Source organism: Streptomyces sp. NRRL F-5122 (assembly GCF_001507435.1).
Lineage (GTDB): Bacteria > Actinomycetota > Actinomycetes > Streptomycetales > Streptomycetaceae > Streptomyces > Streptomyces lannensis.
In genome coordinates, this window is the sequence record NZ_LMWH01000266.1 from 252,579 (window position 1) to 272,937 (window position 20,359).

18 protein-coding genes are annotated in these 20,359 nt (G+C 72.6%); 5 read left to right on the plus strand and 13 right to left on the minus strand.

What is annotated here, in order from left to right:
• Positions 1–332: 332 nt before the first annotated feature.
• The 3 genes from ADL25_RS36620 to ADL25_RS36630 form a co-directional block, all read right to left on the minus strand.
• The gene (locus tag ADL25_RS36620; RefSeq protein ID WP_059132214.1) at positions 333–1,607 is read right to left on the minus strand and encodes a ribonuclease D; all 1,275 of its coding nucleotides are present in this window, start codon (positions 1,605–1,607) and stop codon (positions 333–335) included.
• A gap of 208 nt (positions 1,608–1,815) precedes the next feature.
• Positions 1,816–2,478: a response regulator transcription factor gene (locus ADL25_RS36625; RefSeq protein ID WP_003993737.1), complete on the minus strand. Its 663-nt coding sequence runs from the start codon at positions 2,476–2,478 to the stop codon at positions 1,816–1,818.
• A 347-nt stretch (positions 2,479–2,825) separates the two neighbouring features.
• Entirely contained in the window at positions 2,826–3,485 is a 660-nt protein-coding gene (locus ADL25_RS36630) for a DUF3000 domain-containing protein (RefSeq protein ID WP_059132215.1), read from the minus strand.
• Positions 3,486–3,674: 189 nt separating this feature from the next.
• On the opposite strand from ADL25_RS36630, the gene hemE reads away from it, so the two are divergent.
• Entirely contained in the window at positions 3,675–4,742 is a 1,068-nt protein-coding gene (gene hemE, locus ADL25_RS36635) for a uroporphyrinogen decarboxylase (protein ID WP_059132216.1), read from the plus strand.
• Between the two features lie 241 nt (positions 4,743–4,983).
• Here hemE and ADL25_RS36640 read toward each other — a convergent pair whose 3' ends face one another.
• A complete protein-coding gene (locus tag ADL25_RS36640) occupies positions 4,984–5,802 on the minus strand; it encodes a rhomboid family intramembrane serine protease (protein ID WP_059132217.1) in 819 nt (272 codons plus the stop codon).
• Positions 5,803–5,929: 127 nt separating this feature from the next.
• On the opposite strand from ADL25_RS36640, the gene ADL25_RS36645 reads away from it, so the two are divergent.
• On the plus strand, positions 5,930–6,265 hold the full coding sequence (locus ADL25_RS36645) for a hypothetical protein (protein ID WP_059132218.1): 336 nt from the start codon (positions 5,930–5,932) through the stop codon (positions 6,263–6,265).
• 86 nt (positions 6,266–6,351) lie between these two features.
• On the opposite strand, the gene ADL25_RS36650 is transcribed toward ADL25_RS36645, so the two are convergent.
• Both ADL25_RS36650 and ADL25_RS36655 read right to left on the minus strand, forming a co-directional pair.
• Positions 6,352–7,752, minus strand: a complete 1,401-nt coding sequence (locus tag ADL25_RS36650) for an FAD-dependent oxidoreductase (protein ID WP_059132219.1) — start codon at positions 7,750–7,752, stop codon at positions 6,352–6,354.
• A gap of 27 nt (positions 7,753–7,779) precedes the next feature.
• On the minus strand, positions 7,780–8,796 hold the full coding sequence (locus ADL25_RS36655) for a DUF4349 domain-containing protein (protein WP_059132220.1): 1,017 nt from the start codon (positions 8,794–8,796) through the stop codon (positions 7,780–7,782).
• A gap of 185 nt (positions 8,797–8,981) precedes the next feature.
• Here ADL25_RS36655 and hemG point away from each other — a divergent pair, with 185 nt between their 5' ends.
• Both hemG and hemQ read left to right on the plus strand, forming a co-directional pair.
• Positions 8,982–10,439: a protoporphyrinogen oxidase gene (gene hemG / locus ADL25_RS36660; protein ID WP_059132221.1), complete on the plus strand. Its 1,458-nt coding sequence runs from the start codon at positions 8,982–8,984 to the stop codon at positions 10,437–10,439.
• 4 nt (positions 10,440–10,443) lie between these two features.
• Entirely contained in the window at positions 10,444–11,175 is a 732-nt protein-coding gene (gene hemQ / locus ADL25_RS36665) for a hydrogen peroxide-dependent heme synthase (RefSeq protein ID WP_059132222.1), read from the plus strand.
• Positions 11,176–11,204: 29 nt separating this feature from the next.
• Here the strand turns inward: hemQ and ADL25_RS36670 are convergent, their stop codons facing one another.
• Together ADL25_RS36670 and ADL25_RS36675 are read right to left on the minus strand one after the other, a co-directional pair.
• Positions 11,205–11,960, minus strand: a complete 756-nt coding sequence (locus tag ADL25_RS36670; RefSeq protein WP_059132223.1) for a DUF4142 domain-containing protein — start codon at positions 11,958–11,960, stop codon at positions 11,205–11,207.
• 273 nt (positions 11,961–12,233) lie between these two features.
• Entirely contained in the window at positions 12,234–13,619 is a 1,386-nt protein-coding gene (locus ADL25_RS36675) for a DUF692 domain-containing protein (RefSeq protein ID WP_079050817.1), read from the minus strand.
• A 421-nt stretch (positions 13,620–14,040) separates the two neighbouring features.
• On the opposite strand from ADL25_RS36675, the gene ADL25_RS36680 reads away from it, so the two are divergent.
• The gene (locus ADL25_RS36680) at positions 14,041–14,970 is read left to right on the plus strand and encodes a glycoside hydrolase family 16 protein (RefSeq protein ID WP_059132276.1); all 930 of its coding nucleotides are present in this window, start codon (positions 14,041–14,043) and stop codon (positions 14,968–14,970) included.
• Positions 14,971–15,108: 138 nt separating this feature from the next.
• Here ADL25_RS36680 and ADL25_RS36685 read toward each other — a convergent pair whose 3' ends face one another.
• The 5 genes from ADL25_RS36685 to ADL25_RS36700 form a co-directional block, all read right to left on the minus strand.
• Entirely contained in the window at positions 15,109–15,876 is a 768-nt protein-coding gene (locus ADL25_RS36685) for an aminoacyl-tRNA hydrolase (protein ID WP_059132224.1), read from the minus strand.
• A gap of 73 nt (positions 15,877–15,949) precedes the next feature.
• Positions 15,950–16,126 carry a hypothetical protein gene (locus ADL25_RS48560; protein ID WP_107116802.1) on the minus strand — a complete coding sequence of 59 codons (177 nt, stop codon included), beginning with the start codon at positions 16,124–16,126 and terminating at the stop codon, positions 15,950–15,952.
• Between the two features lie 53 nt (positions 16,127–16,179).
• Entirely contained in the window at positions 16,180–17,031 is an 852-nt protein-coding gene (locus tag ADL25_RS36690; RefSeq protein WP_059132225.1) for a polysaccharide deacetylase family protein, read from the minus strand.
• A gap of 748 nt (positions 17,032–17,779) precedes the next feature.
• Positions 17,780–18,997: a threonine--tRNA ligase gene (thrS, locus tag ADL25_RS36695; RefSeq protein WP_059132226.1), complete on the minus strand. Its 1,218-nt coding sequence runs from the start codon at positions 18,995–18,997 to the stop codon at positions 17,780–17,782.
• Between the two features lie 225 nt (positions 18,998–19,222).
• Positions 19,223–20,233 (minus strand): slipin family protein, encoded by a 1,011-nt coding sequence (locus tag ADL25_RS36700; protein WP_063805806.1) that lies wholly within the window; start codon positions 20,231–20,233, stop codon positions 19,223–19,225.
• Between the last annotated feature and the right edge of the window lie 126 nt (positions 20,234–20,359).

A 20,359-nucleotide genomic window follows, 5' to 3' on the forward strand; every position in this document is an offset into this window, starting at 1 on the left:
GGGTGCGGGATGGCACTGCCGCGACGCGCTGAGCGCGCGCTCAGTCCCATGCTACTTGTGGGTAACCAAGCTGCCCAGTCCCGCAGGTCCAAGCGGCGAAGGTCACACCATCGTGTGAGTCCTTCCGCGGCTCCACACGCGGCGGTGCACCGATCTTGGCGTGATCTCGACGCAGCCGTCGCGGCTCCGGGGCAGAGCAGGCGCCCCGGGTGGGCGCTGCGGGCCGTCGTCGCGGACCTGGGCGGACGCGTGCACCGCGCGAGCGGGCCACGAACCGGCCGTGGCACGGAGAAGGGCCGCCCAAAGGCGGCCCCGTCTCTCCGTTCCGGTGCTCAGGGCTTCGCGGACAGCGCCGCCACCAGCACCGGGGTCACCTGCTCCACCTGCCACGGCCGCGCGCCGTGTCCGGCCAGCGCGGCAGCGACCGACTCGGCGTCGGCCGACGGAGGCGGTTCCCAGCACACCCGCCGCACGGTGTCGGGGGAGACCAGGTTCTCCTGAGGCATGTTCAGCTGCTCGGCGAGGGCCGAGACCGCCGCACGCGCCGCGGTCAGCCGGGCCGCGGCCACCGGGTCCTTGTCGGCCCACGCGCGCGGCGGCGGCGGACCGGTCACCGGCTGGCCCGGCTGCGGCAGCTCGGCCTCCGGCAGCCCCTTGGCGCGATCGACGGCGGCCTGCCACTGCTCCAGCTGACGCCGTGCCATGCGGTGCCCGAATCCGGGGAGGGCGGCCAGGGCGTGCGCGTTCGGCGGCAGGGCCAGCGCGGCCTCGACGATCGCCGCGTCCGAGAGCACCTTGCCGGGGGAGACGTCCCGGCGCTGCGCGATCCGGTCCCGGGTCTGCCACAGCTCGCGCACGACCGCCATCTGCCGGCGGCGGCGCACCTTGTGCATGCCGGACGTACGCCGCCAGGGGTCCTTGCGGGGCTCCGCGGGCGGCGCGGAGGCGATCGCGTCGAACTCCTGCCGGGCCCACTCCAGCTTGCCCTGCCGGTCCAGCTCCTTCTCCAGGGCGTCCCGCAGATCGACGAGCAGTTCGACGTCGAGGGCGGCGTAGCGCAGCCAGGGGTCGGGCAGCGGCCGCGTCGACCAGTCGACCGCCGAATGCCCCTTCTCGAGCACGAAGGCAAGGACGGACTCCACCATGGCGCCGAGCCCGACCCGGGGGAACCCGGCGAGACGTCCGGCCAGCTCGGTGTCGAACAGGAGCGTGGGCACCATGCCTATCTCGCGCAGACACGGCAGGTCCTGGGTGGCGGCGTGCAGCACCCACTCGACGCCGGACAGCGCCTCGCCCAGCGCCGACAGGTCGGGGCAGGCGACGGGGTCGATCAGCGCCGTGCCCGCGCCCTCGCGGCGCAGCTGGACCAGATAGGCGCGCTGGCCGTAGCGGTAGCCGGAGGCGCGTTCCGCGTCGACGGCGACCGGGCCGGAGCCCGCGGCGAAGGCGGCCACGGCCTTGGCCAGCGAAGCCTCGTCGGCGATCACGGGCGGGATGCCGTCCCGTGGTTCGAGCAAGGGGATCGGCGCCGCTTCGACATCGTCCGGAGGGGCGCCTCCGGTGGTTCGCAGTGGGCTGTCTGCTGCGGTCTCCTGGGCGTCGGTCACCTGTCAAGGGTATCCGTGGATTGAGTACGCCCGTCGACGGAACGTTCCGTCGACGGGCGATGGGGGGTCGTAAACCAGTCATGTGTCACACGTGCAGGTGAAGGACACCGGCCTTCCCGATTGACGTGGGGCGGCGGATGCCGCCGGCGCGGCGTTCGTTCCGGACCCGGGTGTGCGGCGGCTCGATGGGACGGGGGTGGGTGGACGGTCAGTGGATGATGCCGGTGCGCAGTGCGACCGCCACCATTCCGGCGCGGTCGCCGGTGCCGAGCTTGCGGGCGATCCGGGCGAGATGGCTCTTGACGGTCAGGGCGGAGAGCCCCATCGAGACGCCGATCGCCTTGTTGGACTGGCCCTCGGCGACCAGGCGCAGCACCTCCACCTCGCGACCGGAGAGTTCGCGGTAGCCGCCCGGGTGGCTCGGGGCACCCGGGGGGCGGCGGTGCAGGCGCGCCGCGGCGGCGCCGATGGGGGCGGCGCCGGGCCGGGTGGGGAGCCCGACGTTGGTGCGCGTCCCGGTGACGACATAGCCCTTCACTCCGCCCGCCAGGGCGTTGCGGACCGCGCCGATGTCGTCGGCGGCGGACAGGGCGAGGCCGTTCGGCCAGCCCGCGGCGCGGGTCTCCGACAGGAGGGTGAGGCCGGAGCCGTCGGGGAGGTGCACGTCGGCGACGCAGATGTCGCGCGGATTGCCGATACGGGGGCGCGCCTCCGCGATGGACGACGCCTCGATGACGTCGCGCACCCCGAGCGCCCAGAGGTGGCGGGTGACGGTGGAACGTACGCGCGGGTCGGCCACGACGACCATGGCGGTCGGCTTGTTTGGGCGGTAGGCGACCAGGCTTGCGGGCTGCTCGAGGAGAACGGACACCAGGCCTCCTGGGGGTGCGGGACGGGGCCGGCTCTGGGGATGAAGCCGGGACGAACCGTGCTTTCAAGGTCACAGTCGTCTTCGGCATCAAACTCCTGCTCCTTTAGAGAATGATCACGATTTGGTGAGTAACAATCGGTGCAATTCGGACGCGCGCGCGATCAACCGAAGATCGAATCGGTTCGCTCCGTTGTCAATACGCGGCCGAAAGTGGCCGTATCGACAAAGAGATGACAAGGACCACCCGTCGAGGCGTGTCGTGCCGGGCTCCCGTCACGAAGAGGGCCGTGCCCCACGTTCGGGTGGGGCACGGCCCTCGTCGTGACACGGCCGGTGAGCGCGGGCCGTCAGCGCGAATCGGGTCCTCGGCGCTGCGGCAGGGTCACCACCGAGGAGTCTCCCGGGCCCGCCGGGGGCAGGCCCGCGATCTGTGCGAGCAGATCGCACCAGGAGGCCAGATGGGCGGCCGTGTCCGGGACGCCGCCCAGACCCTCACGGGGGGTCCAGGAGGCGCGGATCTCGATCTGGGAGGCGGCGGGACGAGCGGCCAGCCCGCCGAAGTAGTGCGAAGCGGCGCGTGTGACGGTGCCGCTCGGCTCCCCGTAGGCCAGTCCGCGGGCCTGCAGCGCGTCCGTCAGCCAGGACCAGCACACCTCGGGCAGCAGCGGGTCGGCCGCCATCTCGGGCTCGAGTTCGGCGCGCACCAGCGTCACCAGGCGGAAGGAACCCTGCCAGGCCTCGTGCCCCGCCGGGTCGTGCAGCAGGACGAGGCGTCCGTCGGCCAGGTCCTCGCCCTCCTGGACGACCGCTGCCTCCAGGGCGTAGGTGTGCGGGGCGAGCCGCTGCGGAGGTCGCGTCGGTTCGATCTCGATCTCCGGCCGCAGCCGAGCGGCCTTCAGCGCGTCGACCGCGGCGCGGAAGGGCAGCGGAGCCGCCTCCATCGCATTGCCGTCCCCCTCGTCCATTCCGCCAGCGCCGTCCGTCAGTGGTTCCTGAGCCGCAGCCATGCGGGGAAGAGTAAAGGGAGGACAGCGCCTTCGCAGGGAGAGACACCCGTCCCGACGGTGGTTGGCCGGGAACGGCGAGATGTCGTTTCGGTGGGGCGCGGTCCCCCGTCCGGGTGCCGCCCGCTCCGCCCGCCCCATCGCCCTCGCCCCCGGGCCGGGTGCCCGGTGGGGCGTGCGAGACTTCTTGACGTGAGTGCCAACGACCGCCCCGTGACGGGCCAGCCGACAGCCGCGTACGATTCCGCCTTCCTCAAGGCGTGCAGGCGCGAGCCCGTTCCCCACACGCCGGTGTGGTTCATGCGGCAGGCCGGGCGCTCCCTGCCCGAGTACCGCAAGGTGCGCGAGGGCATCCCCATGCTCGAGTCGTGCACGCTGCCGGAGCTGGTCACCGAGATCACCTTGCAGCCGGTCCGCCGCCACGGCGTGGACGCGGCCGTCTATTACAGCGACATCGTCGTCCCCCTCAAGGCCATCGGTGTCGAGCTCGACATCAAGCCAGGTGTCGGTCCGGTCGTCGAGCACCCGATCCGCTCCCGGGCCGATCTCGCACAGCTGCGGGACCTCACCCCCGAGGACGTCTCCTACGTCACGGAGGCAGTCGGGCTGCTCACCGCCGAGCTGGGCCCGACCCCGCTGATCGGTTTCGCGGGCGCCCCCTTCACCCTCGCGAGCTACCTCATCGAGGGCGGCCCGTCCCGTACGTACGAGAACACCAAGGCGCTCATCTACGGCGACCCGCAGCTGTGGGCCGACCTGCTGGACCGGCTCGCGGACATCACGGCCGCCTTTCTCAAGGTCCAGATCGAGGCGGGCGCCTCCGCCGTCCAGCTCTTCGACTCCTGGGCGGGCGCCCTCGCACCCGCCGACTACCGCCGCTCGGTACTGCCCGCCTCGGCCAAGGTCTTCCGGGCCGTCGAGGGCTACGGCGTCCCGCGCATCCACTTCGGTGTCGGCACCGGTGAGCTGCTCGGTCTGATGGGCGAGGCGGGAGCGGACGTCGTCGGCGTCGACTGGCGTGTCCCGCTCGACGAGGCGGCCCGGCGCGTCGGCCCGGGGAAGGCCCTCCAGGGCAACCTCGACCCGGCGATCCTCTTCGCGCCGAAGGAGGCGGTCGAGGCCAAGACCCGCGAGGTGCTCGAGGCCGCCGCGGGACTCGAGGGGCATGTCTTCAACCTCGGCCACGGCGTCATGCCGTCCACCGACCCCGACAGCCTGACCCGGCTCGTGGAGTACGTCCACACGCAGACGGTCCGCTGACCGTTCCCCCGCATGCGGCCGCCCGGGTTCACGCGTCCCCGCGCGGCCCGGTGGCGCGGCCGCGCCCGCCGTTCGGCCCGGTGGGCCCCGGCGTCCACCGTGACGGGCCGCGGTGCCCACAAGGCCGTCCGGGCACGGACGACCGCACGGCCGACGGTGCGGTCCGGCGATCCGAGTCGCCGTCAGCTCGGTGCGGACCGGGATCGGTTTCCCGGCCGGCGCCGGGTGTGCCCCGCCGGCCTCACCAACCGGGCCGTGCCCGCCTGCCGAACAAGAGGCCCTGTGGTTCGGGCGGTTGCGGGGTGCCCGCGCGCAGGGGCCAGGCGATCACCATGCCGACCAGGAAGCCGACCACGTGTGCCATGTACGCCACGCTGCCCGCGCTGGAGACGCCCTGGCCGGAGGAGTAGGCCGCTTGGAGGACGAACCAGAAGCCCAGCACGATCCAGGCCGGCAGCCGCAGCGGCAAAAAGATCAGGAACGGTACGAGGACCCAGACACGGGCCCTCGGATACAGGACCAGATAGGCGCCGAGCACGCCGGCGATCGCCCCGGAGGCGCCGATCAGCGGGTCGCCCGAGTCGGAGTTCGCCAGGGCGAAACCGTAGGCGGCCGCGTAGCCGCACACGAGGTAGAACAGCGTGAAGCGGACGTGGCCCAGCCGGTCCTCGATGTTGTTGCCGAAGATCAGCAGGAACAGCATGTTGCCCAGCAGGTGCAGCCAGCTGCCGTGCAGGAACATCGCCGTGAAGACGGACGCCGGCGGTGACTTCTGGTAGTCAGGCGTGGCCACCACACAGCCCGGGCCGTGCGGGCCCACACCGACGGCGCCGGTGGGCACGAGCCGAGGCAGCTGATCGTGGATCAGCTCCCGCGGCACCGCGGCGTAGTGATCCAGGAACGCCTGGAGATGGCAGAGCTGCGCCAGATCGCTCTGTCCCGCCACCGAGCCCGCTATCCCGGGGGTGAACAGGAAGACGACGACGTTGGCGGCGATCAGTGCGTACGTCACATAGGGCGTACGCCGCACAGGGTTTACGTCATGGACGGGGATGACCACAAGGAAGTACTGCCCGGGATGGGCCGGGCGAATCAGTGAACGCGGCCGTCCGCCTGTGCGTATGTCTCCTCAACCGGCCGCGGTACGGGGAAGGCGTGTCGCGGGGACGACGTGAGGGACACAGGTGATGAACGACCGAGTTACTCCTCCGATCCACGCTCTGCCCGACGGCGAGGCCGAACTGGCCCTGGTCATCCATCTGCCGTGGGAGGACATCGCCCGGCTCGGCCAGGAGGCGGGCCGGCTCGCCGCCCAGATGCAGCGCCCCGTGACACTCGACGAGGCCGTCAGCCAGCGGCTGCGTTCCACCAGGGTGGCCGCGCACGCGAAGCCGGGGGGAGTGCAGCCCCCGTCGGCCGCCGTCCCCTCCAGTGCCTCCGTGTCGTCGCTGCCTCCCCGTCCGCCCGCCGAGCAGGCCCGGCAGGCCATCGAGAGGATCAACGGTCAGCACGAGACGGCGTAGTCCCCCCGCCGCGTGAGCCGTGGGGACCGCCATGCGGGCGGTCCCTGCGGCTCTTCGCGGCCGGGCCGTGATCCGGGCCCGGGGCGTCAGCCGGCGTCCTCCCGCACTGCGGCCGTCGCCTTCCTGGCCGCGACCAGGACCGGGTCCCACACCGGTGAGAACGGAGGCGCGTATCCCAGGTCCAGGGCCGTCATCTCCTCGACCGTCATACGGGCGGTCAGCGCGACCGCCGCGATGTCGACCCGCTTGGCCGCGCCCTCCCGGCCGACGATCTGGACGCCGAGCAGCCGGCCCGTGCGGCGTTCGGCGAGCATCTTCACCTTCATCGACGCGGCGTTCGGGTAGTAACCCGCGCGGCTGGTCGACTCGATGGTGACGGTCACGTACTGCAGTCCGGCCCGCCGCGCGTCCTTCTCGCGCAGACCGGTGCGGGCGATCTCCAGATCGCAGACCTTGCTCACGGCCGTGCCGACCACGCCCGGGAAGGTGGCGTAGCCGCCGCCCACGTTGGTGCCGATGACCTGGCCGTGCTTGTTGGCGTGCGTCCCGAGGGCGATGTGCCGCTCCCGTCCGGAGACCAGGTCCATGACCTCGACGCAGTCGCCGCCGGCCCAGATGTTCTCGTGCCCGCGCACCCGCATCGAGAGGTCGGTGAGCAGTCCGCCGTGCTCGCCGAGCGGCAGCCCGGCGGCCCTCGCGAGCCCGGTCTCGGGGCGTACGCCGATGCCCAGGACCACCACGTCCGCCGGGTACTCGGCGGATTCCGTGCCGACGGCGCGGACCCGTCCGTCGCCGCCGGTGAGGATCTTGGTGACCGCGGCGTCGTCGACCATCCTGATGCCGAGGCCCTCCATGGCCTCGTGCACGAGGCGGCCCATGTCCGGGTCGAGCGTGGCCATGGGTTCCTTGCCGCGGTTGACCACGGTGACCTCGTAGCCGCGGTTGACCAGCGCCTCGGCCATCTCCACACCGATGTAGCCGGCGCCGACGACCACCGCACTGCGCCCCCGGGTGGCGGCCAGCGAGTCCAGGAGCGCCTGCCCGTCGTCCAGGGTCTGCACGCCGTGCACCCCCGGCGCGTCGATGCCCGGCAGATCGGGGCGGATGGGCCGGGCCCCGGTCGCGATCACGAGCTTGTCGTACGACGTCCAGGCCTCGGCCCCGGAGTCGACTGCCCGTGTGCGGACGCGTCGGCCCGCCACGTCGATCTCCGTGACCTCCGTCCGCATCCGCAGATCGATGCCCCGCGCCGCGTGCTCCTCGGGCGTACGGGCGATCAGCTCGTCCCGTGTGGCGACGTCGCCGCCCACCCAGTACGGGATGCCGCACGCCGAGAACGAGGAGAAGTGACCGCGCTCGAACGCCACGATCTCCAGCTCGTCGGGCGTCCTGAGGCGGCGCGCCTGCGACGCGGCGGACATGCCCGCCGCGTCGCCGCCGATCACGACCAGGCGCTCGGGGGAACGGTTCGTAGGGCTCATGGTCATACGAACACGCTACGTGCGCGGGGAATTTCAGTCCTGTTCGCCCCTGCCGCCCTGCCCCCGGGCGGGCTCGGCCGCCGTTCGGGCCGCGGGGAACGCGCCCGTCGGCGGAGCGGCGGGCGCGGACGCCGGACGACGGGGCAGCCGGGGGCGTACCAGGCGCAGCCACACCAGAGCGAGCAACGCGGCGCACACCGCGAAGGGGAGGGCCGCCCCGATCGCCAGGGCGATCCAGCGCAGCAGCGTGACGAACACGTGCCACCCGCCCGCCAGGGCGTCCACGAACCCGGGCCGGTCGTCCTTCGCCGCCTTCGTCGCCGGTGTCTCGGACAGCGAGAGTGTGATGGTGGCCAGGCTGGTGCGGTCCTTGAGGGAGGCCTGCCGGGCCAGCAGCGCCTCGAGGTCGGCCTCGCGCGAGCTCAGTTCCCCTTCCAGGGCGACCACGTCGCTGAGCCTGGTCGCCCGGTCCATCAGTTCCCGCACCCGCGCCACGCTGGCGCGTTGCGACCGGATGCGGCTCTCCACGTCGACGACCTGGTCGGTGACGTCCTCGGCCCTGGCGGTGCGGTCGAGCAGCTTGCCCGCGCCCTGGAGCGAGGAGAGGACCTCGTCGTACTTCCCGGTGGGCACCCGAAGGACGAGCCGGGTGCGCTCGTGGCCCCGGGCGTCGCGACTGGTGTTCTCGTTGCCGACGAACCCGCCCGCGTTCTCCACGGTCGTCCGCGCCCGGTCGAGCGCGTCGGGCACGTCCTTCACCTGCACGGTGAGGGAGGCGGTGCGGATGATGTCGCCCGTGGAGAGCCGGGGCGTGCTGCCGGGGCTCTTCGCGTCGCCGCCCGCGCTGTTGCCGGCGCCCTTCGCGCCGACGCCCGCGGCGCTGTCGGTGACGCCCTCCTGCCGGGCGGGCGCCGCACCGGACTTGGCGTCGCCGTCACTGCTGCTGGTGCCCGAATCGCCGCCGGCGCTGCAGCCCGCGAGCGCGAGTGCGGCGGCGAGCAACGTCGCGGCCAGCACCTGGACCGGCCTTGCGGAGCGTGGAGTGCGCATGTGGTCGTACCCCCGAGGGTTGTGGTGACGGATGCCTCTTCGACGCGGGGCCCGTACCGAACGTTGGCCCGATCCGGTCCCGATGCGGTCACGGTCGGGACTCGGCCGGGACACCCGGCCCAGGCCGTTCGGCGGCGGCACACACCGCTCCCCGGCCTCCCGGAGCCGTTTGAGAGGCTGGGGGCATGAGCGCAACGCACACCCGCCCGGACGCGGGACACGTCGTCGTCGTCGGAGGCGGGATCGCGGGGCTGGCCGCCGCCCATCGGCTGCTGGACCGGGGGATGCGGGTGACGGTCCTGGAGGCGGCGGACCGGGTCGGCGGCAAACTGCTGCCGGGCGAGATCGCGGGCGTGCGGGTCGACCTCGGCGCCGAGTCCATGCTGGCGCGGCGTCCCGAGGCGGTGTCCCTGGCCCGCGAGGCGGGCCTCGCGGAGCGGCTTCAGGCACCGGCCACCTCGACCGCCTCGATCTGGACGCGCGGCGCCCTGCGGCCGATGCCGAAGGGTCATGTCATGGGCGTCCCCGGTGCCGCCTCCGCACTGGCCGGACTGCTGTCGGACGAAGGACTGCGCCGCATCGAACAGGACGCCGAACTGCCGCGCACGGAGGTCGGCGACGACGTGGCGGTGGGGGAGTACGTGGCGGCCCGACTCGGCCGCGAGGTCGTCGACCGCCTGGTGGAACCGCTGCTCGGCGGGGTGTACGCGGGTGACGCGTACCGCATCTCCATGCGCTCGGCCGTCCCGCAGCTTTTTTATGCCGCCAGGGACCATGCCTCGCTGACGGAGGCGGTACGGGACATCCAGGCGAAGGGGGCCGCGGCCGCCCGGACCGGCCCGGTTTTCATGGGCATCGAGGGAGGCGTCGGCCGGCTCCCGCTCGCCGTGGCCGGGTCGGTGCGGGCCCGGGGCGGCGAGATCCGCCTGGGGACCAGGGCGGACGGCCTGAACCGCACTCCCGCAGGATGGGAGGTCCTCGTCGACGGCCGCACCGTCGAGGCGGACGCGGTGGTCGTGGCGGCCCCCGCCCGTCAGGCCGCCCGGTTGCTGCGCGGCGTCAGTGGCGGGGCCGCCGCCGAACTGGACGCCGTCGAGTACGCCTCCATGGCGCTCGTCACGCTCGCCTACCGCCGTGCCGACATCGCCCTTCCCGAGGGCAGCGGCTTCCTGGTGCCGCCGGTCGACGGGCGGACGATCAAGGCGTCGACCTTCGCCTCCCGGAAGTGGGGCTGGATCGGGGACGAGGACCCGGACGTCGTCGTGCTGAGGACGTCCGTCGGCCGCTACGCCGAGACGGAGATCCTCCAGCGCGAGGACGCCGATCTGGTGGCCCTCTCGCGGCACGACCTGCGCGAGGCGACCGGGGTGGCCGCCGCGCCGCTTCAGACGCGTGTGACCCGCTGGACCGACGGCCTGCCGCAGTACCCCGTGGGCCACCACGCGCGCGTGGTCCGCATCCGCGAGCACGTGGCGAGGCTGCCGGGACTGGCGGTGTGCGGCGCGGCCTACGACGGGGTCGGCATCCCGGCGTGCATCGCGAGCGCGTACGCGGCCGTCGACCAGCTCGGCGGCGATCTGCGCGGTGTCGAGGAGCTCACCGCCAACCCGGTGCAGAGCCTGCACGGCGGAGCGGGAGAATAGGAACATGAGTGACGACGCACCCACCACCGAGGCCGGCCGGATCCCGAACAAGGGCAAACTGGCCAAGGACCTCAACGAGGTCATCCGCTACACGCTGTGGTCCGTCTTCAAGCTGAAGGACGTGCTTCCCGAGGACCGCGCCGGGTACGCCGACGAGGTCCAGGAGCTGTTCGACCAGCTGGCGGCGAAGGACGTGACCGTCCGAGGCACGTACGACCTGTCGGGTCTGCGCGCCGACGCCGACCTCATGATCTGGTGGCACGCGGAGACCAGCGACCAGCTGCAGGAGGCGTACAACCTCTTCCGCCGCACGCGGTTGGGCCGCGCTCTGGAGCCGGTCTGGTCGAACATGGCGCTGCACCGTCCCGCCGAGTTCAACCGCTCGCACATCCCGGCGTTCCTCGCGGACGAGACCCCGCGCAACTACGTCAGTGTCTACCCGTTCGTGCGTTCCTACGACTGGTACCTGCTGCCGGACGAGGACCGTCGCCGTATGCTCGCGGACCACGGCAAGATGGCCCGCGGCTACCCCGACGTGCGGGCCAACACGGTCGCCTCGTTCTCCCTCGGGGACTACGAGTGGGTCCTCGCCTTCGAGGCCGACGAGCTGTACCGCATCGTCGACCTCATGCGTCATCTGCGCGGCTCGGAGGCCCGGATGCACGTGCGCGAGGAGGTCCCGTTCTTCACCGGCCGCCGCAAGTCGGTCGCCGAACTGGTCGAGGGCCTCGCCTGATCGGTCGGCCCCGGGTGTCCGGCGCCCCGTCACGGCGGGGGGCCGGACGCCGCAGGCGGCAGTGAGTACGTCGGCGTCACCGGGATCGGAGTGCCGGGGTCGTCCGTGGGTCCCGGGGGAGCGGGGGACGGGGTGAGCGGGGCCGGGCTCGCGGTGGCCGCGTCCTCGGCGAGCGCGTCGAAGTCGACGTAACCCGTGGCCTCGAGGACCTTGATGTGGTCGAGGACGGTGGTGTTCGCGTCGTCGGCGAGGGCACGCACCAGCGAGTTGCGGGTGGTGGCCCGCACCTGCGCGACGACGGCGAAGACCTTGCCGTGGGCCCGGCGCAGGAGGTTGGCGAAGTCGCGGTCGTACTCCTGGCCCTGGGCCGAGTCCAGGGTGGCGAGCCACTGGCGCTGCTGGGCGTTGGGCTGGTTGGGCAGGGCGAGGCCGAGGCGCCCGGCGACGTCGCGGACGCGGGCGTCCAGAAAGGTGTGGCCGGTGACCAGGTGCTCGCCCGCGGTGCGCACCGCCTGGGTGGTGCCCTTCTGTTCGGCCTGCTGTCCGGCAGGCAGTTCCCACAGCCCGGCCAGCCGGACCCTGGTGACGAAGTCCCGGTCCAGCGCGGACAGCGGGCCGTAGTCGGTGGGCACGGTCTGGGCGTTGAGGGTGTCCAGCCCGGTGCCGGAGCGGTCCGCGTAGGACCAGACCGGGAAGATCAGTGCGGCGAGGGTTCCCGCGAGCAAGGTGATGAGAAGCCCGGTGCCGCTGAAGATTCCGCGGCCTCGGACGGGTCTGGATCGCATGGTGCCTCCTGCTTGCGGCACCGCACGCTAGTGTGCTTCGGGTGCGGGATGGCATATTACTGCGCCGTATCCGCCAACTGCCGTACGCGGGCATTCACTTGGAAAGCGGGCAACCTGGCCGGAATGCGGCAGGTACGCACGTGTCCTTCTCCGGTGAAACAGGGGCGAACCAATCCCTTCGTCCCCACTGTGCGCCCTTTGCGTCAACCGCGTCACATTCGCCCGCGACGGCCTCACATGCCCCGGCCGAGGTGCTACGGAGTGCGCTCTCGCTCAGTGCCGCAGCAGCACCCGGCGTGTGGCTCGGGCCAGCCGTGCGGTGGGGCGCCGGGACGGAGGCGTGGGTCCCGAGCGTTCCAGCCACCAGGCATGCAGCCGGCGCCCGGCCCCGATGTCCTCCGGCCGGGCGGTGCGCAGCAGATGCTCGGCGAAGTCGAGGGCGTCGCGCCGGTATCCCCCCGTCATCGGACGGTGGTGGGCGTAGGCCAGGAAGGCGGGCCGGAAGTCCTCACCGAGGATCTCCGGCAGTTCGGGCGCGACCTTCGCCACGACATCGGCCCGCTTGCCGGCGAGGGCACGCGCCTGCAGCCCGAGCCGCACCCGGTCGAACCCTTCGGGCACGGGCGTGCCGGCGACGAGCGCGGAGAGCAGCGCAGCCTCGGCGAGCGCGAGCCGCCCACGCCCGGCGGCGGCGTCACCGTCGCCGGAACCCCCCGCTGCCGGTGAGGCGGTCGCGCCCTCGGGCGGAGCGGCCGCGGCCGGGGTGGCGGAGCCGCCCGCCGTGCCCGTCGAGCGCAGTTCTGCCGGGTGTGTCCCCGAGGTCGCGGGTGAGTGTTCCGCCTTCCCCACCGTCTGCCGGATCTCGGTCAGTTCCCGCTCGAGCTCGGTCGGTTCGGGGAAGTTCTCGTCGCGCTCGAGCAGGACGCCGGGCGGGGTGGCGCGAGACGCGAGGTCGGCCAGGATGTCGAGGACCGGCTGCGGCACCGGGTGGGCATGGCTGTCGTGCCAGACGCCGTCGCGTTCGTAGCCGCCCGCCACATGGACGTACGCGATGGCCTCGACGGGCAGCTCGTCCAGCGCCCTGGCCGGGTCCTCGCCCCGGTTGACGTGGTTGGTGTGGAGGTTCGCGACATCGATCAGCAGCCCTACCCCGGTGCGGTCGACCAACTCGTAGAGGAACTGGCCCTCGGTCATCTCCTCGTCGGGCCACGAGATCAGCGCCGCGATGTTCTCCACGGCGAGGGGCACGGGCAGGGCGTCCTGGGCGATGCGGATGTTCTCGCAGAGGACGTCCAGCGCGTCGCGCGTGCGCGGGACCGGGAGCAGATGGCCCGCCTCCAGCATCGGGGAGGCGGTCAGCGGCCCGCCCGCCCTGACGAACGCGATGTGCTCCGTGACCAGCGGCGCCTCCAGCGCCGTGGCCCTCTCGGCGAGCTCGGCCAGCCGGGCCTCGTCGGGGCGTTCCGCGCCACCGAGGCCGAGGGAGACGCCGTGCGGGACGACGGTGACGCCCCGCCGCCGCAGGCGCAGCAACGACTCGGGCAGATGTCCGGGGCACACGTTCTCGGCCACGGTCTCGACCCAGTCGATGCCCGGCATGCGTTCCACGGCGTCGGCGATCTCCGGCCGCCATCCGATGCCCGTTCCCAGTCGTCGCACGGTCCGCTCCTCCACCCTGGTCCACCGGCCGCCGCCCTACGGTCACGGCCCCACGGCCGTGCCCCCGCGCCCCCGTCGACGCACCACCGCTGCCGGTGTGACGGAGTGATGACCCCGGCCCGCGGAGCCGAACCCCTGCCGGAGGACGTTCAGAGCAATATTTGAGGTTCGCCCCCGCCCCGGATCGGCTCCCGCGGGACCGACGCGCGGAACCGGTCCGGGGCCCGGCAGTGGGTGCCGGTCCGGCCGTGGCCGTTCACGGGGGGAGGGCACCGCCCCTGCCGCGCGGTTCGACCCGAACGGCCGAGCCGCCGGGCCCTGCCGCCAGGAAGACCTTGGTGGAGGCCCTACGTCGCCCTGCCCGGTCCACGGGCACGAGGCCGGCGCCGTGCCGGTCGCGGTCGGCAGTGAGGAGCAGAGGATGAGGAGCCGGCCCCGCCACCGGTACCGTCTGCGCGGTGCCGCGGCCCTGGTGACGGCCGTACTGAAGGCGTCCCTCACCGTGCCGCAGGCGACCGCGGTGCCGCCGTCCGGGGACGCCTGCCACACCACCGCGGACGTCATGCCACGCGGCGACTGCGGCCCCTTCCACCAGGTGTTCGCCGAGGACTTCGACGGTGACGTGGTGCCGCTCGGCTCCTTCAGCGACTGCGACCACGACGCCGACACCCGCAACGCGCACTGCGGCGGCCTCACCGGTTCCTACCGCGCCGACTGGTGGGCCTACCCCCGTGGCTGGTACGACACCGCCCATCCGCGCAACCACTCCAACGGCAACAACCGCGTGCTCGGGGGCGAGTACCGGGCCGACGACACCGTGTGGGTCGGCCCCGCCGCGGACGGCGACGGCCGTATGCACATCCGCATGTACCGTCCGGCTTCCGGGGGCGACCTCCATGTCGCGGCCGTCGTACCGCGCAGGGTGATGCGGCAGACGTACGGGAAGTACAGCGCCCGGGTGCGGGTCGTGAAGGCCGCGCCGGGATACAAGAGCGCCTGGCTGCTCTACGGAGGCAGCTGCGAGATGGACATGTACGAGCAGTCGTGGGTCGACACCGTCCACTTCTTCCACCACCCGTGCGACGGACGCCCCCAGGGCGTGGCCGACACCGGCAGGCCCTTCACCGAGTGGCACACGGTCGGCCTGGAGTGGACACCCGGGCTCGCCCGGTACTACCTGGACGGCAGGCTCTTGCTCAGCGACAGCCGGGGCGTCGCCGCGCGGCCGCTGAGCTGGGTGCTCCAGAACGAGAGCGCCCTGTACGGGGCGTACGCGGCGCCGGGTTCATGGGCGCAGATGGACATCACGTGGGTGACCGCCTACACGTACACCGGGAGCAGACCGGGCTGACGGTCGACGCCGGGTCCCCGGACCACCCCTTCGGGCGTCGGGAAACCGATGGCGATCCTCGCCGTCGGGCGGGGGAACTCCGGCCGACGGTCGGCGCCCGGTCGAGGTCCCGGCCCCCGTACCGGGTTTCCGTGCCGGTCAGCTGTGACGCAGTGCCGGATGGTCCGCCACCACCGTGCAGCTGCCCGGGGCGATCTCCGTGAAGCCTGCATCCTTCACCAACGGCAGTCCGGACGCGGTGAGCTCGGTCCAGTGGGAAGGCTCCGCGGTACGGACGGCCAGCGGGAAGCCCGCGTCGCGCCACGCTGCGCGCTCCTCGTCGGGCAGCGCCCACCAGGCGAGCTGGGCCCCGTGCCCTGCCTGGGCCATCGCCTTGCCCGCCGACATCTCGAGGCCGGGGTTGAGCCACAGCACGGGAGCGGTGGCGTCGGCCTCGACCGGCGGCTCCGCGTCGTCGAGATCCGTGCCGGAGACCTGGAGCCGGGCGAGATCCTTGGGCCAGCCGTCCAGCGGGACGGGCGGGAAGACACGGACCTCGGCCGACTTGCCCGTGACCGTGATGCCCGGCAGCGCCTCGGCCCGGCGCCACTCCGCGCCGCGCGCCCGCCGTACCACCTTGCGGATCCGCGCGTCCTGCCAGTCCCGGATCACTCGGGCCCATGCGCCCTCGCCCTGCGACCGTTCGTCGCTGAGGATCACGAGCACGGCCCGCGCCGCGGTCTCCAGCGCGTCCGTACGCGCCGGCGGAGCGGCACGTTCGACGCGTACGACGAGCGGCAGAACGAACTGCGGGGCCTCGTCGCGCGGGGTGCGCTCGGAGCGGAAGGGGCTGTCCTGGCCGGCGCGGCCGGTCCGGTCGTCGTGCGGGGAGTCCGGCGACGCCGAGGGGGTCTGGTCACTGCTCACGACGTCAAGTCTGCCAGGCGGAAGATCGGGTCATTCCGGAGGAGAGCGGCGGCCACCGCAGCGCCTCGCGCGGTCATCCGGAGCAGGCCGCGCGCTGCGCCTCCTGCCACTCGCAGACCGGGCAGAGCGTGATCCCCCTGTACGACTCCGGGTACTCCGTGGGCTCCCGGCACAGCACGCAGTCGGCGAACGGCGGCCCGCCCGCCCCGGGCACCGGGGAGGGTGCCTCCGTGTCGCAGTAGTCGCTCATACGACGAGCCTAGGGCCTGAGCAGAGGCGCGGGCCCCATCGTGGCGCGGGCCCCTACCGCCGCACGCCGGACATCCCGATCAGCTCGGAGACCTTGACGAACCGGTAGCCGCGTCCACGCAGCTCGGGCACCACCGCCCTGACCACCTGTCCGCTCTGCGCCGCCGAGCCGCCCGTGCCGTGCAGGGCGACGACGGAACCCGGCCGTACCCCGTCCAGCACCTGCCGCACGGTCGTGGCGGCGTCCGTCGCGGGTGCGTCCCCGACCGTCACGTCCCATTGGACCGCCGTGACACCGAGCGAACCGATGGCGCGCAGCGCAAGGGTGTCGTAACAGCCGCCGGGGAAGCGGAAGTACGGCATCGGACGGGGCACGCCCGCGGTGCGGATCGCCGTGAAGGCGCGCTCCACGTCCGAGCGCATCGTCTTCAACGGCAGGACGGGCAGCCACTGGCAGTCGCCGGCGGAGGAGGAGTTGCCGTAGGAGCGGCCGGCGACCTCGAAGAGCGGGTCCCGGCCGATCGCCCGCGCCTCCTGACGGTTCTCGTCGGCCCAACGGCCGGTCATGAACACGGTCGCCGGCACCTTCAGGTTCCGCAGCGCCTCGACCAGCCGCGGAAAGCCGATGCGGCCGCCCGCCGCCGCGGTCCCTGGTCCCGCATCCACGTCCTGGTCCGCGTCGAAGGTGAGGGCGAGGACCTTCTCCTGCGTGGCGGCCCTCGTGAAGACCGGCGTCAGCCCCCTGGGCCCCGGGGCGAGTGCGGGCGCCCGTGCGGCCGACGAGGTTGGTGCCGGGAGCGGCGCCGAGTGCGGCGCGGGGTGCAGAGATGTGCCGGGGCCTCCGCAGGCGGCCAGCGCCGCACCGATGGCGCACAGAGCGGCGATACGCCGGACGAGAAGGATCACCGTACGAACGTAGAGGCTCAAATCATCGGAAAAGCCCACCTTGCGTATGTGCCGGGCCGCGAGGGAAACGAATCCACCCGCCCGGCTGCGGCGATCCGCCTCCCACGGGCCGGGCGCGCCGTTCCGTTCGGGCCGGTTCCACGTCGATGGCGGGTGTCTGCGGCGGAGGGTCGGCGCGTCCGACGCGCTTGTCGAATCGCCAGACGAAGGCCGGTGTTCGCGGACGATGTGCGGCATGCGCGCGGCGTCACCGGTGTGGTCGAACCGCGCTCGCCCTTCCCGCTGCCCGGCCGGTGTTGCGGTCGGGCGGACGTGGTTCGAAGTTTAGGGGCCGGCTGGTCCTGGTCGTGGGGGCGCCGGTGTGGCCGACGGGCGGTCGGTGTTCCCGTCGTGTCGTCGGCTTTGGCGACGATGGCCGGCTTTGTCGACGGACGGCCGATGTTCGCGGTGGTTCCGCGGTGTTGTCGACGGGTGGTCGGCGTTCCTCGTGGACGGTTGGCGTCGCGGGGGCGGTCGCCCCGGTCCGGTTCGACCAGGGGTTGGCGTTTCCGTTGTGGCGTCGGTGTCGGCGAAGAGTGCACGTCATCGTCGACAAACGGTCGATTTGGGCGGCGGGGCTGCGCCCATGTCGACGGCTGGTCGGCCGCCAGGCGGATGTTTGCCGTTGTCGGGGGCGGCCACGGGCCACGACGAAGGGGTGCCCCGGAGCGCTCCGGGGCACCACCCCCTTCGCGGTGGCCCACCCGTGTCACGCGTCCCAGAGGTCGACGGATCGGCGGGTGACGAGCCCGCCGACACGGTGCAGTACCCCCTCGGCGGGCTGGCCCTCCAGGCGCCGGCCGTCCCGCAGGCGCAGCGAGACATGATCGACCGCGGCCTCCCGGGCGCCGATCACCGCTTGGTAGGGCACCAGGCGTGCCGCCCGGACGCGCGCGCCGAGGGTGCCCTCCTCGGGGGTGGCCGACCGGGCCCGCAGCCCTCGCTCCAGACACCGCTCCACCAGCCGTGCGGCATGCTCGGACTCGGTGTCGGAGACGGGCAGGACGACGATCTGGATCGGGGCGAGCCAGGCGGGGAAGGCGCCACCGTGCACCTCGAGAAGATGGGCGACGGCACGTTCCAGGCTGCCGATGACGCTGCGGTGGACCATCACCGGGCGGTGACGGGCGCCGTCGGGGCCGGTGTAGCGCAGATCGAAGCGCTCCGGCTGATGGAGGTCGATCTGCACGGTGGAGAGGGTGGTCTCGCGACCCGCCGGATCGGCGATCTGGACGTCGATCTTGGGGCCGTAGAACGCGGCCTCGCCCTCCACCGCCTCGTAGGCGACACCGGCACGGTGCAGGACCTCGCGCAGCATCGCCGAGGCCCGGCGCCACAGATCCGGATCCGCGACGTATTTGCCACCGGGGCCCGGCAGTGACAGCCGGTGGCGGGCGGGGCGGATGCCGAGCGCCGCATGGGCCTCGCCGATCATGCGCAGCGCCGCTTCCGCTTCCTCGACCGCCTGGTCCAGGGTGCAGAAGACATGCGCGTCGTTCAGCTGGATGGCCCGTACGCGGGTCAGTCCGCCGAGCACCCCGGACAGCTCGGAGCGGTACATGCCGCCCAACTCCGCGATCCGCAGGGGAAGCTCCCGATAGCTGTGCGGGCGGGAGCGGTAGATCAGAGCGTGATGGGGACACAGGCTCGGCCGCAGCACGACCTGCTCGCCGCCCAGATCCATGGGCGGGAACATGTCGTCGTGGTAGTGCGCCCAGTGCCCGGAGATCTCGTACAGCTCCCGCTTGCCGAGGACCGGCGAGTACACGTGCCGATAGCCCGCACGGCGTTCCAGGTCGCGCACGTACTCCTCGAGGGTGTGCCGTACGACGGCGCCGTCGGGCAGCCAGTACGGCAGGCCGGCGCCCACCAGCGGGTCGGTGTCGAACAGGTCGAGTTCACGGCCGAGGCGGCGGTGGTCGTGCATCGTGGTCTCCTCTCGTCGGGGGCGAGGGGGCCACACACGGCGAAGCCCCGGGGCACTCGCCCCGGGGCTTCGACCTTCGGTCGTCTGTCAGCGCGCCGGGACACTCTCCGGCGTCGTCGTGGACACATGGGCGCGCTGCATGTCGCAGAACCTAGCAGGCGGCGTACAAGGGCGCCTCTCAATTCTCCGGCCGCCGTGCGCTTCTGCGCAGGGGCCGGTCCAGATCTACGGCTGGGTCGACGGGGAGCCGTCGGATGTGGGGCCGCGCCGCAGTGCGGTCGGTTCGGGCACTGGGGCCGCCTCGGGTGTCGGCACCTGTTCGACGGGTCGATCGGCCGCCGACGCGGCCTCGCCCACGGACGAGGACGCGGCTTCCTCCAAGGGCTTCGGCGCAGTCGAGGGCGTGGAAGTCGCCTTCTCCTCGGCAGTCGGCGCCGGCGAGGATCGGCCTTCGTCGGGGCCCTGCGCTCCGTCGTGGGGCGCCGCCCGTTCGAGGAAGCGCAGCAGTTCGACCGGGAAGGGCAGTACAAGGGTGGAGTTCTTCTCGGCCGCGACCGCGACCACGGTCTGCAGCAGCCGCAGCTGGAGCGCGGCGGGCTGTTCGGACATCACCCCGGCGGCCTCGGCCAGCTTCTTGGAGGCCTGCAGCTCCGCGTCCGCGTTGATGATGCGTGCGCGGCGCTCACGGTCGGCCTCCGCCTGCCGGGCCATCGAACGCTTCATCGTGTCGGGCAGGGACACGTCCTTGATCTCGACCCGGTCGATCTGCACACCCCAGCCGATGGCCGGACTGTCGATCATCAGCTCGAGCCCCTGGTTGAGCTTCTCCCGGTTGGAGAGCAGGTCGTCCAGATCGCTCTTGCCGATGATCGAGCGCAGCGAGGTCTGCGCCATCTGCGAGACCGCGAACCGGTAGTCCTCCACCCGGATGAGCGCGTTCGCCGCGTCGACCACCTTGAAATAGACGACGGCGTCCACCCGCACGGTCACGTTGTCCCGCGTGATGCCTTCCTGGGCGGGGATGGGCAGCGTGACGATCTGCATGTTCACCTTGTGCATCCGGTCGACTCCCGGAACGATCACGGTGAAGCCCGGCGCCCTGGGGGACCCGAGGAGCCGTCCGAACCGGAAGACCACGCCACGCTCGTACTGCTTGATGACCCGCGCCGCGGCGGCGAGGCCGACGAGCCCGACGGCGCCCGCCGCCACCAAGGCACCCACCAGCTCCTGGATCATGACGACCTCCTCGTCGAGAGGCCAGGTATGTCTGCACTTGCCACCATAATTCCGTCGAAGCCCACGAGGCGAGGGCCACCGGTGCCATGCCGGGTGGCCCCCGCCCCGCGGGGGCGGAGCGACTGT